General features: G+C 62.6%; 11 protein-coding genes. 6 read left to right on the forward strand and 5 right to left on the reverse strand.

The genetic code is table 11. The annotated features are described in order from the left end of the window. The coding region (locus B3361_RS07230; protein ID WP_286920152.1) for a sigma 54-interacting transcriptional regulator at nucleotides 1-816 on the forward strand (816 nt) is incomplete at its 5' end. A gap of 627 nt (nucleotides 817-1,443) precedes the next feature. Here the strand turns inward: B3361_RS07230 and B3361_RS07235 are convergent. Next, the gene (locus tag B3361_RS07235; RefSeq protein WP_054905874.1) at nucleotides 1,444-1,881 is read right to left on the reverse strand and encodes a hypothetical protein; all 438 of its coding nucleotides are present in this window, start codon (nucleotides 1,879-1,881) and stop codon (nucleotides 1,444-1,446) included. Between B3361_RS07235 and trmL the strand changes: the two genes are divergently transcribed. Further along, on the forward strand, nucleotides 1,880-2,341 hold the full coding sequence (gene trmL / locus B3361_RS07240; protein ID WP_009685001.1) for a tRNA (uridine(34)/cytosine(34)/5-carboxymethylaminomethyluridine(34)-2'-O)-methyltransferase TrmL: 462 nt from the start codon (nucleotides 1,880-1,882) through the stop codon (nucleotides 2,339-2,341). The genes B3361_RS07235 and trmL overlap by 2 nt on opposite strands. 119 nt (nucleotides 2,342-2,460) lie before the next feature. On the opposite strand, the gene secB is transcribed toward trmL, so the two are convergent. Genes secB through B3361_RS07255 form a run of 3 tightly spaced genes read right to left on the reverse strand, consistent with a single transcriptional unit; the run spans nucleotide 2,461 to nucleotide 3,655 of the window. Further along, nucleotides 2,461-2,946, reverse strand: coding sequence for a protein-export chaperone SecB (gene secB / locus B3361_RS07245; RefSeq protein WP_009685000.1), 486 nt, complete (start codon nucleotides 2,944-2,946; stop codon nucleotides 2,461-2,463). A 39-nt stretch (nucleotides 2,947-2,985) separates the two neighbouring features. Then, entirely contained in the window at nucleotides 2,986-3,240 is a 255-nt protein-coding gene (gene grxC, locus B3361_RS07250) for a glutaredoxin 3 (RefSeq protein WP_029886544.1), read from the reverse strand. Nucleotide 3,241: 1 nt separating this feature from the next. Beyond that, on the reverse strand, nucleotides 3,242-3,655 hold the full coding sequence (locus tag B3361_RS07255; RefSeq protein WP_054905875.1) for a rhodanese-like domain-containing protein: 414 nt from the start codon (nucleotides 3,653-3,655) through the stop codon (nucleotides 3,242-3,244). A gap of 206 nt (nucleotides 3,656-3,861) precedes the next feature. Here B3361_RS07255 and gpmM point away from each other — a divergent pair, with 206 nt between their 5' ends. The 4 genes from gpmM (at nucleotide 3,862) to B3361_RS07275 (ending at nucleotide 9,013) form a co-directional block, all read left to right on the forward strand. Continuing rightward, nucleotides 3,862-5,397, forward strand: a complete 1,536-nt coding sequence (gpmM, locus tag B3361_RS07260) for a 2,3-bisphosphoglycerate-independent phosphoglycerate mutase (protein ID WP_054905876.1) — start codon at nucleotides 3,862-3,864, stop codon at nucleotides 5,395-5,397. Nucleotides 5,398-5,528: 131 nt separating this feature from the next. Continuing rightward, on the forward strand, nucleotides 5,529-6,842 hold the full coding sequence (locus B3361_RS07265) for a murein hydrolase activator EnvC family protein (RefSeq protein WP_029886546.1): 1,314 nt from the start codon (nucleotides 5,529-5,531) through the stop codon (nucleotides 6,840-6,842). Between the two features lie 78 nt (nucleotides 6,843-6,920). After that, the gene (locus B3361_RS07270; RefSeq protein WP_009684994.1) at nucleotides 6,921-8,237 is read left to right on the forward strand and encodes a S41 family peptidase; all 1,317 of its coding nucleotides are present in this window, start codon (nucleotides 6,921-6,923) and stop codon (nucleotides 8,235-8,237) included. Between the two features lie 8 nt (nucleotides 8,238-8,245). After that, nucleotides 8,246-9,013 carry a divergent polysaccharide deacetylase family protein gene (locus B3361_RS07275; RefSeq protein WP_054905878.1) on the forward strand — a complete coding sequence of 256 codons (768 nt, stop codon included), beginning with the start codon at nucleotides 8,246-8,248 and terminating at the stop codon, nucleotides 9,011-9,013. A gap of 34 nt (nucleotides 9,014-9,047) precedes the next feature. On the opposite strand, the gene B3361_RS07280 is transcribed toward B3361_RS07275, so the two are convergent. Continuing rightward, nucleotides 9,048-13,703, reverse strand: a complete 4,656-nt coding sequence (locus B3361_RS07280) for a dermonecrotic toxin domain-containing protein (protein WP_182337055.1) — start codon at nucleotides 13,701-13,703, stop codon at nucleotides 9,048-9,050. Between the last annotated feature and the right edge of the window lie 75 nt (nucleotides 13,704-13,778).

Consider the following 13,778-nt stretch of genomic DNA (forward strand, 5'->3'; position numbering starts at 1 on the left):
TCCGAGCTGTTCGGCCACGAAAAAGGCGCTTTCACTGGCGCCGCCAACCTGCGCCGGGGCCGCTTCGAGCAGGCCGATGGCGGCACCCTGTTCCTCGACGAGATCGGCGACATGCCCGCCGAAACCCAGACCCGCCTGCTGCGGGTGCTGGCAGATGGCGAGTTCTACCGGGTCGGCGGCCACGTGCCGGTCAAGGTAGACGTGCGTATCATCGCCGCTACTCACCAGAACCTTGAGTCACTGGTGCAGGCTGGCAAGTTCCGCGAAGACTTGTTCCACCGCCTGAACGTGATTCGCATCCATATCCCGAGGTTGGCTGACCGGCGCGAAGACATCCCCGCACTCGCCCGCCATTTCCTTGCCCGTGCCGCCCAAGAGCTGGCGGTCGAGCCGAAGGTGCTCAAGCCGGAAACCGAGGAGTTCATCCGCAACCTGCCATGGCCGGGCAACGTGCGGCAGATGGAGAACACCTGCCGCTGGATCACCGTCATGGCCTCCAGCCGCGAGGTACTGATTGGTGACTTGCCGCCGGAGCTGCTGAACCTGCCCCAGGACGCTGCCCCCGTGACCAACTGGGAGCAGGCGCTGCGCCAGTGGGCTGACCAGGCATTGGCGCGTGGGCAATCCAACCTGCTGGACAGCGCGGTGCCAAGCTTTGAGCGGATCATGATCGAGACCGCCCTCAAGCACACCGCCGGCCGGCGCCGCGATGCGGCGCTGTTGCTAGGCTGGGGCCGCAACACCCTGACCCGCAAGATCAAGGAACTGGGGATGAATGTGGCGGGTGGCGATGATGAGGAAGGTGACGAGCACTGAGCGCTAGGTTAACCCTCGAGATCTTTGGGGCTGCTGCGCAGCCCTTTCGCGACACAAGGCCGCTCCTACACGGACCATCTGTGCCTCCGGGCTGATGGGTTACCTGTAGGAGCGGGTTCACCCGCGAAAGGGCCGGGCCTGCGGGCCAGTTTCTGCCAGGCAATGTGCATTGCCGGTACTACCGTATTCGCGGGTGAACCCGCTCCTACATCGATTGATGATGCCGGCCCGGCTCCGCAGGACTGCCGGCCACCCCCGCCCATTGTAAGCGGCCTTGTGCCGCGACAGGGCCGCAAAGTGGCCCCAGCTGTTTCAGCCTTCCGATGCACCGTTCCTGTGCCCGCTGCACCTCGCCAAGGCACAAACCCCCTCAAAAACCGGCCGAATCCCCCTCAAAGCCCAGTATTTCCGGGTTTTGCAAAACTGGCACGCCCCCTGCAATAGCTAATACATACCCAGTTTCGGGGGCCCTGGTACAGGCAGGCCGGGTGAACCCCTCTTTTATTAGCAACACCGCCGTTTTTTGGGGACCTCGGTACAGGCAGGCCGGGCCATCCCCCCTTTACACGCAGTACGCCGTAGCCCTTTTGGGGACCCTGGTACAGGCAGGCCGGGATATCCCCTCTTTTATTCCTGCAGGCTCACCTGCAGCCGCCAGCGCCCAGCGTCTTCTGCACCGGCCCATTGGCCGTGCAGGGGGCGCGCGGCCACCACCGTCAGCAACAACCCCTCCTGGCTGTTCTGCAGCCGCCAGCTTACCGGTTTGCCGTTCAGGCTCAACTGGCCCTGCCGGGCCGTGCCCTGGGCCTGGAACAGCACAGCCACTGTGCCTTGGACGTTCTCGGCATGCAGCTTGGGTTCTTCGTTGAACCACAGCGCCAGCCCATCCGGCAACACCTCTACCTGCTGCAACTGACGCTCTACAGGGGCGGTCAGGCGGCCGATCATCAGCCCCACCATCACCCCGACGATCGCCAGCGACAGCAGCATGCGCGGCAACGCCTTCGAACGCACATCCGGTTCGGGGGTAGAATGCCCGTCATCCTCTTGCTTGGAGCCGTGCATGTTTCACGTCATCCTTTTTCAACCAGAAATTCCGCCGAATACCGGCAATATCATTCGCCTGTGCGCCAACAGCGGCTGCCACCTGCACCTGATCGAACCCATCAGCTTCGAACTGGATGACAAGCGCCTGCGCCGCGCGGGGCTGGATTACCACGAGTATGCCACGCTCAAGCGCCACCAGAGCCTGGCCGAATGCCTGGAAAGCCTGGGCAACCCACGGCTGTTCGCCTTTACCACCAAGGGCTCGCACCCGTTCCACGAGGTCGCGTACCAGCCGGGTGACGCGTTCCTGTTCGGGCCGGAGAGCCGCGGGCTGCCGGCAGAAGTCCTCGACAGCCTGCCCGCCGAGCAACGCCTGCGCCTGCCCATGCGCCCAGGCTGTCGCAGCCTGAACCTGTCCAATACAGTGGCGGTGACGGTGTATGAGGCCTGGCGGCAGAACGGGTTTGCCGGGAGCTGATGTGTAAGCCTGCACTGGCCCTATCGCCGGCAAGCCGGCTCCCACAGGGACCACGTGCGGCTTCCCACACAGCCAACAAAAAAGCGCCCCTAGAGGCGCTTTTCCGATACCGGCAGCAGTTACTGAACGGTTGGCGCTTCGCCGGCTTCCTGCATGCGCTGCATTTCCTGCGCGTACAGGGCGTCGAAGTTGACCGGCGACAGCATCAGCGCCGGGAACGAACCACGGGTCACCAGGCTGTCCAGGGTCTCGCGGGCATACGGGAACAGAATGTTCGGGCAGAACGCACCCAGCGTGTGGCTCATCGAAGCCGCATCGAGGTTGGCGATGAGGAAGATACCCGCCTGCTGCACTTCAGCGATGAACGCGACTTCGTCGCCGTTCTTCACGGTGACCGACAGGGTCAGCACCACCTCATGGAAGTCGCCTTCCAGGGCCTTTTGCTTGGTGTTCAGGTCCAGGGCAACGCTTGGCTCCCAGGTCTGACGGAAGATCTGCGGGCTTTTCGGGGCCTCGAACGACAGGTCGCGCACATAGATGCGCTGCAGGGAGAACTGAGGGCTGTTGTCTTCAGCAGCAGCGCCGTTGGTCTGTTGGTCAGTCATGGCAGATCCTTATCCTAATGTTTTCGAATGCAGTGCAAATCAGGCCGCCAGCAACGCGTCGAGCTTGCCGGCGCGTTCCAGGGCATAGAGGTCATCGCATCCACCGACATGGGTACTGCCGATCCAGATCTGCGGCACCGACGTGCGGCCGGCTTTCTGGGCCATCTCGGCGCGCAGTTGCGGTTTGCCGTCGACCTTGATTTCCTCGAATGCCACGCCCTTGCTCTCGAGCAGGTACTTGGCACGCATGCAGTAGGGGCAGTAGTCGCTGGAATAAACGATGACGGGCTTCATATCACTTCACCAGGGGCAGGTTATCGGCTTTCCAGCTGGAAACGCCACCGCTCAGCTTGGCGGCGTTGTAACCGGCCTTGAGCAGATCGCGGCAAATGCTGCCGGACTGCTGGCCCATCGCGTCGACGACGATCAGGGTCTTCTCTTTGTGCTTGTCCAGCTCGGCCATGCGGTTGGCCAGCTTGTCCTGCGGAATGTTCACCGCACCCACGATGTGACCGGCGGAATACTCCTTGGCCGGGCGGATATCGATCACCAGCGCCTTGTCGGCATTGACCAGGGCAGTCAGCTGACCGTTGCTCAGGCTCTGCCCGCCACGGCGGATTTCATTGATGAGCAGCAGGACCAGCAGAATGAAGAAGATCGCAACCAGGATGTAGTGATCTGTCGCGAATTGAATCAGGTGAGCAACCATCAGCGGTGTTCCAGGCGATTGAAAATGCCGGCCAGTATACACAGCCCCTTGGTACCACCAAAGCCCGACGGGCCGGCCATCAGACCAGTTTCATGGTGCCATTGCGCGCGCGCCGGTCGGGGGATGGGACGATTATTCGCCGCACGTGGCGTATTTGCCCTAAAATGCGTTTCTTTATCATCTTTGAACAACCGTGAGTTTGATTGATGACGAGTACGCCCAAACCCCTGGTCCTGATCATCCTGGATGGCTTCGGCCACAGCGAAAGCCCTGAATACAACGCCATCTACGCCGCTAACACGCCGGTCTACGACCGCCTGCGCGCCAGCCAGCCGCATGGCCTCATTTCCGGCTCGGGCATGGATGTCGGCCTGCCGGACGGGCAGATGGGCAACTCCGAAGTCGGTCACATGAACCTGGGCGCGGGCCGCGTCGTCTATCAGGACTTCACCCGGGTGACCAAGGCCATCCGCGACGGTGAGTTCTTCCAAAACCCGGTGCTCACCGGTGCGGTGGACAAGGCTGCCGGTGCCGGCAAGGCCGTGCACATCCTTGGCCTGCTGTCCGATGGTGGCGTGCACAGCCACCAGGACCACATCGTTGCCATGGCCGAACTGGCCGCGCAGCGCGGCGCGGAAAAAATCTATCTGCACGCCTTCCTCGATGGCCGTGACACCCCGCCACGTAGCGCGCAGTCGTCCATCGAGCTGCTCGACGCCACCTTCGCCAAGCTGGGCAAGGGCCGCATCGCCAGCCTGATCGGCCGCTACTACGCCATGGACCGCGACAACCGCTGGGACCGCGTCAGCGCCGCCTATAACCTGATCGTCGACAGCAGCGCCGAATACACCGCTGACACCGCCGTGGCAGGCCTGCAAGCGGCCTACGCCCGTGACGAGAGCGACGAGTTCGTCAAGGCCACGCGCATTGGCGCAGCAGTCAAGGTCGAAGACGGCGATGCCGTGATCTTCATGAACTTCCGCGCCGACCGCGCTCGCGAGTTGTCGCGCGCCTTCGTCGAGCCCGATTTCACCGAATTCGCCCGTGCACGCCTGCCAAAAATGGCGGCCTACATCGGCCTGACCCAGTATTCGGCGAAAATCCCGGCACCCGCTGCCTTTGCCCCGTCCAGCCTGAACAATGTACTGGGCGAGTACCTGGCAAAGCACGGCAAGACCCAACTGCGTATCGCCGAAACCGAAAAATACGCCCACGTCACCTTCTTCTTCTCCGGTGGCCGCGAAGAGCCATTCGAAGGCGAAGAGCGCATCCTGATCCCATCGCCGAAGGTCGCCACCTACGACCTGCAGCCGGAAATGAGCGCACCGCAAGTGACCGACCGCATTGTCGAAGCCATCGAGCAACAGCGCTTCGACGTGATCGTGGTCAACTACGCCAACGGTGACATGGTCGGCCACACCGGCGTGTTCGAAGCGGCAGTCAAGGCTGTCGAAGCGCTGGACAACTGCGTTGGCCGCATTGTCGAGGCGCTGGACAAGGTCGGTGGCGAAGCGCTGATCACCGCCGACCACGGGAACGTCGAGCAGATGGAAGACGAGTCCACCGGCCAGGCCCACACCGCACACACCACCGAGCCGGTGCCGTTCATCTATGTCGGCAAGCGCAACGTGAAAGTGCGTGATGGCGGCGTGCTGGCCGATGTTGCGCCGACCATGTTGAAGCTGCTGGGGCTGGAAAAGCCTGCCGAAATGACCGGCACTTCGATTCTGGTAGACGCCTGACGGCTGCAAGCTGCAAGCAAGAGGTGGCGCGCTTTTTCTTGCCGCTTGTAGCTTCACGCTTGCAGCTGATTCAATTTGCCCGCCCAGGCGGGCATACTAGGCCAGTCTCCATCCTTGGTACGCCAAACCCCATGCTTCGCGCCCTGATCCTCCTAGCCTTGTCATGCCTGCTCAGCCCGGCCTTCGCCGATGAGCGCGCACAGACCCAGCAGCAACTGGACGCCACCCGCCAGGACATTGCCGAGCTCAAGAAAACACTGGGCAAGCTCCAGGAAGAAAAAGCCGGTGTGCAAAAGGACCTGAAAGCCACCGAGACCGACATCGGCAACCTCGAAAAGCAGGTGGAGGCACTGCAGCAAGCGCTAAAAAAGACCGAGGGCGAGCTGGAGCGCCTTGAAACCGAGAAAAAAAAACTCCAGACCGCCCGCGTTGAACAGCAACGGCTGATCGCCATTCAGGCCCGCTCGGCCTACCAGAACAACGGTCGCGAGGAATACCTCAAGCTGCTGCTCAACCAGCAGAACCCAGAGAAATTCGCCCGCACCCTGACCTACTACGACTACATGAGCAAGGCGCGCCTGGAGCAGCTGCGCACCTTCAACGAAACCCTCCGCCAGCTGGCCAGTGTCGAGCAGCAAATGTCTGCCCAGCAGCAGCAGTTGCTGGCCCAGCGCGCCGACCTCGACAGCCGCCGCCAGGCCCTGGAGAGCGAACGCGGCAAGCGCCAGCAGGTATTGGCCAAGCTCAACAGCGACATGAAAGACCGCGACCAGAAGCTCCAGGCCCGTCAGCAGGACCAGGCCGACCTGGCCAAAGTCCTCAAGACCATCGAGGAAACCCTGGCACGCCAGGCCCGCGAGGCTGAAGAGGCACGCAAGAAAGCCTTGCTGGCGCAGCAGGAAGCGGAAAAACGCCGGCAGCAAGAGGCCCTGGCCGCCGCTGCGCGCAACCAGGCGCGCGAGCCTGAAGCGCCGGCAGAGCCGCCGAAAAAGGCCCGTACCACCCTCGGGCCGATGGTTTCCAGCGACGGTGCCAACTACGGCGGTGCATTTTCTGCAGCACGGGGCAAACTTCCTTGGCCAGTCAATGGTCGATTGCTGGCACGCTTCGGCGATGCACGCGGCAACGATGCCCGGGCCAAATGGGACGGCGTGATGATCAGCGCCAACCCCGGCACACAAGTGCGCGCCGTGCACGGCGGGCGTGTGGTGTTCGCCGACTGGTTGCGCGGCGCCGGGCTTCTGGTCATTCTCGATCATGGCAACGGTTACCTGAGCCTGTACGGCCATAACCAGAGCCTGCTGAAAAGTGCCGGTGACATCGTCAAGGCCGGTGAAGCCATATCCACCGTCGGCGACAGCGGTGGCCAGGACGCGGCAGGCTTGTACTTCGCCATCCGCCAGCAGGGCCGGCCTACCGACCCTTCGCAGTGGTGCCGGGGTTAGTCAACTTTCTACGGCGCGGCCCAAACGCTGCACCGATGCTCCGCAGGGAGCGCTTACAGGATCAGGAGTCCGTTCGACATGCTGCACTCGCCTCGTCTCACCCAGTTGGCCCTGTCCATCGCCCTGGCGGTCGGCGCGCCCCTGGCCACTGCCGCGGAGCCGGCCAAGGCGGCAGCTGTGCCGGCCACCGAGGTCACTGCCAAGGCGCCACTGCCACTGGAAGAGCTGCGCACCTTCGCCGAAGTCATGGACCGCATCAAGGCGGCCTATGTCGAGCCGGTAGACGACAAGACCCTGCTGGAGAATGCCATCAAGGGCATGCTCAGCAACCTCGACCCACACTCGGCCTACCTGGGCCCCGAGGACTTCCAGGAACTGCAGGAAAGCACCAGCGGCGAGTTCGGTGGGCTGGGTATCGAAGTGGGCCAGGAAGACGGCTTCATCAAGGTGGTCTCGCCGATCGATGACACCCCGGCCTCGCGTGCAGGCGTCCAGGCCGGCGACCTGATCGTCAAGATCAACGGCGCCCCGACCCGCGGCCAGACCATGACCGAAGCGGTGGACAAGATGCGCGGCAAGGTCGGCGACAAAATCACCCTGACCCTGGTCCGCGACGGCGGTAACCCCTTCGACGTGACCCTGGCCCGCGCGGTGATCCAGGTCAAGAGCGTGAAGAGCCAGCTGCTGGAAAACGACTACGGCTATATCCGCATCACCCAGTTCCAGGTCAAGACCGGCGACGAGGTGGGCAAAGCCCTGGCCAAGCTGCGCAAGGACAACGGCAAGAAACTGCGCGGGGTGGTGCTCGACCTGCGCAACAACCCGGGTGGCGTGCTGCAATCGGCCGTGGAAGTGGCCGACCACTTCCTCACCAAGGGCCTGATCGTCTACACCAAGGGCCGCATCGCCAATTCCGAGCTGCGCTTCTCGGCCGACCCGGCCGACGCCAGCGAAGGGGTGCCACTGGTGGTGCTGATCAACGGCGGCAGCGCATCGGCTTCGGAAATTGTGGCGGGCGCACTGCAAGACCAGAAGCGCGCCGTGCTGATGGGCACCGACAGTTTCGGCAAAGGCTCGGTACAAACCGTGCTGCCATTGGCCAATGACCGCGCCCTGAAGCTGACCACCGCACTGTACTTCACCCCCAATGGCCGTTCGATCCAGGCCCAGGGTATCGTCCCCGACATCGAAGTACGTCAGGCCAAGCTCACTGCCGAGGTCGACACCGACAACTTCAAGGAAGCCGACCTGCAGGGCCACCTGGGCAACGGTAACGGCGGCGCCGACCGCCCGACCGGCAGCAGCAAGCGCAAGGAGCGCCCACAGGACGACGACTTCCAACTGAGCCAGGCACTGAGCCTGCTCAAAGGCCTCAACATCACCTCGGGCAAATGATCCAGCCCGTGCGGTACCTGCTGTGCCTGGTGTTCTGCCTGTTGGCCGGGGTCGCGCAAGCGGCGCCGGCCGGCAAAGCCTACATGAGCATCATCATCGACGACCTTGGCCAGAGCCCCGAGCGGGACAGCCGCACCTTGGCCCTACCCGGCCCGGTGACCATGGCCATCATGCCCGACACCCCGCATGCAACCGACTTCGCCCGCCAAGCGCACAGGGCTGGCAAAACGGTGATCCTGCACATGCCCATGGACCCGGCCACCGGGCCCTATGCCTGGCACCCCGGCATCGCCGGCGAAGAGCTGGCCCGGCGCCTGGACAGCGCGCTGCTCAAGGTGCCTTACGCGGCCGGCATCAACAACCACATGGGCAGCCGCATGACGGCCCAGCGCGAACCCATGGCCTGGCTGATGGGCGAATTGCAGCGCCGCCACCTGTTCTTCGTCGACAGCCGTACCAGTGCCGCCACCGTCGCGGCTGCAGAAGCACAGGCGCAAGGCCTGGCGCATGTCTCGCGGGATGTGTTTCTCGATGACGTGCGCACCACCGAAGCCATTGCCGGGCAGTTGCAACAAGGCGTGGCCCTGGCGCACAAGCAAGGCTCGGCAGTGCTGATCGGCCACCCTTACCCGCAAACGCTGGAGGTGCTGGCCCGCGAACTGCCCCGCCTGAAAAGCCAGGGCATCACGCTGCTGGGTCTGCCACAGATGATTGCCGAGCGGAGCAACCAGGCCATGCCGGCGCATGGCCGGCACGGCCGCTACAGCAACCGATGAACCTGGGTTCGGCCAGAAGCAAGCCGCCCCGAACCTACTGTGCTGTTGGACGATCGAAAGGGATGATCCCCGTGGCTTGCTGTAGTGTCAGCTTGCCGCGGTAAAGCTGCTGCCCTGTATCCCTGGCAACCTGGCTGCTCAGGTAACGCTGGGCCCACACCTTCAGGTGCCCCGAAGTAAAATCCCGGGCGTAGGCAGCCTGCGACCGCAAATGGAAATGCACAGCCCAGAGTTTACGGTTGTTTGACAAGAGCTGGACCAGGTACTCATCGAAAGCGCTACCGTCCGCCATGACATGCCGCTTGAGGTATACGACCTTGATCGCCTTCAAATCGTGAAGAAAGCGCAGGGCTTCGGCAGTGGGGCGGCGGGTGCGGGTGTACAGGGTGGTAAGTTGCACCTCCTTCTCTGTACGCAGCGCATCCACTTCCTGTTCCAAGGTCCTGATCAGCGCATCGTCGCCACCGGCATCGCGCACTACGCTCACTGCCTCGGTCAGTTTGTTCAGTTGAAGATCGTATATCCTGGCCACCAGCGACCCGCTGATATCGATCTCGACATAGGCCTTGGCTGAGGCTCGATGGTCATTGCTCTTATTCAGTAGAGACTGCACCCAACTAGCGAGATCGGCTAGGGGGGCTTCGTCGGACAACGATGGCTGCTGGACCTCGCGCCACTCGCCATCTACTTGTTCAAAGGTGGCCAATACCTTATCGCTTATCTTCTCACGCACCTCGAGCAAGGGTTGCCCTTCGATAACGTTGCCGATCATCAGTTGGCCCTGGCCGTTACGCACCAACCGCTGCGGCACGCGGGACGCCGGATAAGGCCTACGCCCGGTCGGTAGAAGGGGGTGATCCTGCTCATCATACGCTATGCCCAGACGTACGTTCACATCGAGCTTGAGCTTGCTGATGTGCTCCCGATAGCGCTTGATCATGGCCGGTTCGATCAACGCCCCACCCTCTCGGCAAACGCGATCGCTGTTGACCAGTGCAGCACTGTATTCGTCCCAGGCTTCGTGGAGGATGACGATCCTGTCCTGCGCCGGCAGGTTGGAGAAGGCCAACTCGCCGTGGGCTTCGGCCGCGTTGCGCAGGCTTGAGCTGGCCAGGGCAGCTTTGTAGCCTGCAAGTACGTCTGGCCGGTCGCTTTCCAGGTGCAGCGCCAGCTCGGCCAGATTCACCACCTGGTGTAAACGCAGTTGAACTGTACTGACGCGGCGCTTGGCAATTATGTCTGCGACGGTGCGTTTGGCGTTGCCCCCCCAATCCTGTACCTCGAAATCTTCCGGCGTTTCGGTCAACAATTGATCCAGCTGCTCACTCCCGACCAACATGCGATCCTGCACGTCGATCACGACTTGCTGTTTGACGCGCAACTTCTCATACAAATCCGCGAATTCACGGACTGGCCGCCCATCCAGCGCGTTTTGCATCTCCACAAGTTCGGGGTAATTCGCAAGGCTCCAGAGCTCGGTGAAAATAATCTCGGCATCGTTGATAGCGCTGTTGCGAACAACTTTATCGTGCTCGGCAAGCACCCCGTCCCAGCCCCCCTTTTCCCGCTCACGGGCAAATTTGTCTTCTCGCATGGTCGCGTGCAGCGCCAGTATTTCAATATCGGCGCCGACCGCAGCTTCCAGCTCCTTCAGCATCAGGTTGATCTGTGTGAAGTGGTCCTGCTCGAACGTAATCTTGCGCTCATCGTAAAGCGCGAGCGTTGTGCGCAACTGCGACTTCCCCGCCTCGTCTTCGGCGGGCAACGCGGCCAGCCTTTCGGATGCGTTGGCCCGAAGTTCCCTGAGTTTCAGCAGTTTTTCGCGCAATTCCTGCGCAGCTCTGGCAAAAGGCCCGGCTTGCTCTCTGGCCTCCCGGGCGCGGTTGTCAAGGCGACTTATCTTTTGGTGCAAGTCGCGAAACCGAGCACCCAGCCTCTCTTGAGTAAATTTTGGCCCCATGCCACCCCGCAGACCAAGCGCCGTGTCCACACGCCACGCGCCGTCGACGAAACGCAGCCAGGGCCCCGCGGCTCCGCCACCATCGACCACCCGTACACCCTCTGGCAACCGCTCCACGCGGTAGGTATCACTGGCCAGGGCTACATAATGATCGCCGTCGATCAGGTACAAGCCCGTGGCCGTACCTTGGTTCAAGGGCTGCACGCCCGCAAGCGAGACCGGTGCACGCATGGCCCTGAGTGCTTCGCGCTGTTCGCGCGGCAACCAGTTGAAGCCACTCTGGCCTCGCCATGAAAAATCGAGCCAGCGGCTCGGCAGCGCTTGGCCAGGCACAGGCGTTTCCTCGATAGGCGCGATTGCAATTTCGGCAAATGCGCCGCGCTGCGCCTCAGGCCCCTCGACCTCCGCCGCACCGGGCAATGCATAGGCGGGAAAGGCTTTGGCGGGTTGCCTGGCATGCAGCAACACCATGCCCAGGTTCAATATCAGGTCAACCGTTGCCGCCGACCGATCAAACTCATTGCCACGCTCCAAGGCCTCAATGTCTTGCTGCAACGCGTTGAGCAATTGCACCAACCAGGCCACCGAGGCCACAGGCCCCCGAAGCGCCAAGGTCACGACATCGAACAACAGCCATGCCCCCTCGCACAAGGTCTGCCAGCGGCTCTCGGCGTTGGACACAGACTGTTCATCAGCGAGCGTCAGCAGCAGGTCCCGATTGGCTGTATAAAGTTTCTCGTCAATGTTGCTACGCCAGAATTCGATCGCCAGCCTGGCAGGTTCCGGACGCTCAGGCAGCGCATAGGGGTCGATGCCGATGACGCTGATGTGCGGTTCGCGGAAACCACCATGGTCGTAGACAGGCCTGGCGCTGGGCTGCATCCAGTCAAGAATACTCTCCTGCAAAATCTCCGATTCACGCACGTGTTCGAGCAAAGCCGAGAGGCTGGCATATTCACGCAGCGTGTCTTTGGCGAACAGGGGCCGGTACAGCAACACCAGCGAGGGCTCCGCGCAAAACAGAATGTACATGCAGCGTACCGGGTCCGTGACCCTGGACGCTGCGCTACGCCTGAACGCCAGCGGAAACAGGATCATGCGCGGCGCGTCGGGGTCGACGTGCCCCGCACAATAGTCGACCACGCATTGCAGGCCTGGCTCTTTGATCTTGCCGTCCATCTTGGCAGTGAGTGCAGCGGCCAGCAGTGCTGCACGCCATTCCCGCCCCAGGCGCGTGACCCGGTCCGCGCGCTTGGCCGGATCGTCCAGTTGCGCCGCGACATAGGCAGGATAATGGCTACCGATATCCACTTTGGTCACGAGGGCTCTGGCGGCGTCGGCATCGAGCCATGCCGGTGCCTCACCCCCGCCACGCAGGTAAATGCGCTCGATTGCCGCCCCCTTGAGCGACGCGAGGTTGCCAATGGCAAATTCGGTGAGCGTCTTGCTCCCGGCGAAGGCCAATGGCTCGCCGCCGCCGGTGCCTGTGCCCGCCCCACCAGGGATCCCACGGGCCAGGTAAAGGTCGAATACAAGATCGTCCGGCGAGTTGTCTGCCCCGTGATCCTCGCGGATCTGCGTGGTCAGCCGTTGACGGGCGTAATCGGTCAGCGATTGAACGCCATCCAGTGCTGAGACCCCACCCGAGTCGAGCTGGTAAAGCGCGAGCTGCAGCAAGGCAGCGCTGCAGGCAAAACTGTCCTGCGCACTGGCCATCAACCCAGGGGGAGGTTGCACTGCCGGGGTTTCATCCGGGTACCCCACGAACCACGAAGAAGGGTCGCCAAGCTGGTCAAAACGCTGCTCAAGGGCCGGAACATCCTGGATATCGGCATAACGCGCAAGCTCGACCCTGGCGAGCACCGTATCGAGCAGCAGCGAGACTTGCTGGGCAAACACATTGCCAGTGGCGGGATAGCGTTGCCAACTCATCCGTTCGAAGGCGTAGCGTTGCGCCAGTTCGTCACGCAAGGCTAGGCCAAACGCGTGCAACGACTCGAAACTGCGTACTATCCCCGAAGGTGCGCACCACAGGATGACCTCACGCTCATCCCACTCGGCGGCTATCAGCATCTGGCATTGCAGTTGATCGTATTGCATGGAGGCACTGGTCAGCCGGGTCTGCACGAAGTACACCGCGGGCTGCTCATCACCGCCGTGCAGCAGGCCGCGGATACAGGCCTGCTCCTGCGGGTCCAGTCCCTGCCAGGGCAAGCTGCGCAGTAGCGCGAGCTTGAGCAGCAACTGCAACCATTCGTCGCGACTCACCCCGGCGCTGCCCTTGCCTCGCCAGAACTCGAGCTGGGCCTCGCAGAAGTGTCGTGGCAAGTCCTCAACCAGCTGGTTCAGGGCAGCTGACAAGTCAGGCAATTGCCGGGTGTCGAACTCGCTCGACGAGCCGGCAAAACGATGGCTGCCGGTGAGCCCGAGGTTGTAATGGCGCCCATCCGCCAGTGGCGCCAGGCTCAACGCCTGGGGGTCGAGCAAGGCTTCCAGAACCCGGTCCACAAAGGGTGTGGTGGTCCAATACGCAGTAGCGGGGTCTGGGCTGTCCAGCATCAGTGGGTCAGCATTTGTCAGGGCTGGCGTGGTGTTGGCCAACCATGGCAGGTGCGGCAGCAGCACGCGCAGTAGCTGCGCACTGGCGACCTGGCGCAGGGTCGGCCGGCCGTCGAACTGCCCGGCCACGGCCTGGCGGAAATCGAAGGGGGGTATCTTGTAACTCGTCATGCTGGGTGCCTCCGCTGAAAAAACGCAGGCTGCGGTATTCAGGTGCGATACCCGCGCTACATATTGCTCAAAAAA

Origin of the sequence: Pseudomonas sp. UBA6699 (assembly GCF_002454615.1) — a bacterium.
In the GTDB taxonomy this organism is placed as follows: Bacteria; Pseudomonadota; Gammaproteobacteria; order Pseudomonadales; family Pseudomonadaceae; genus Aquipseudomonas; species Aquipseudomonas juntendi.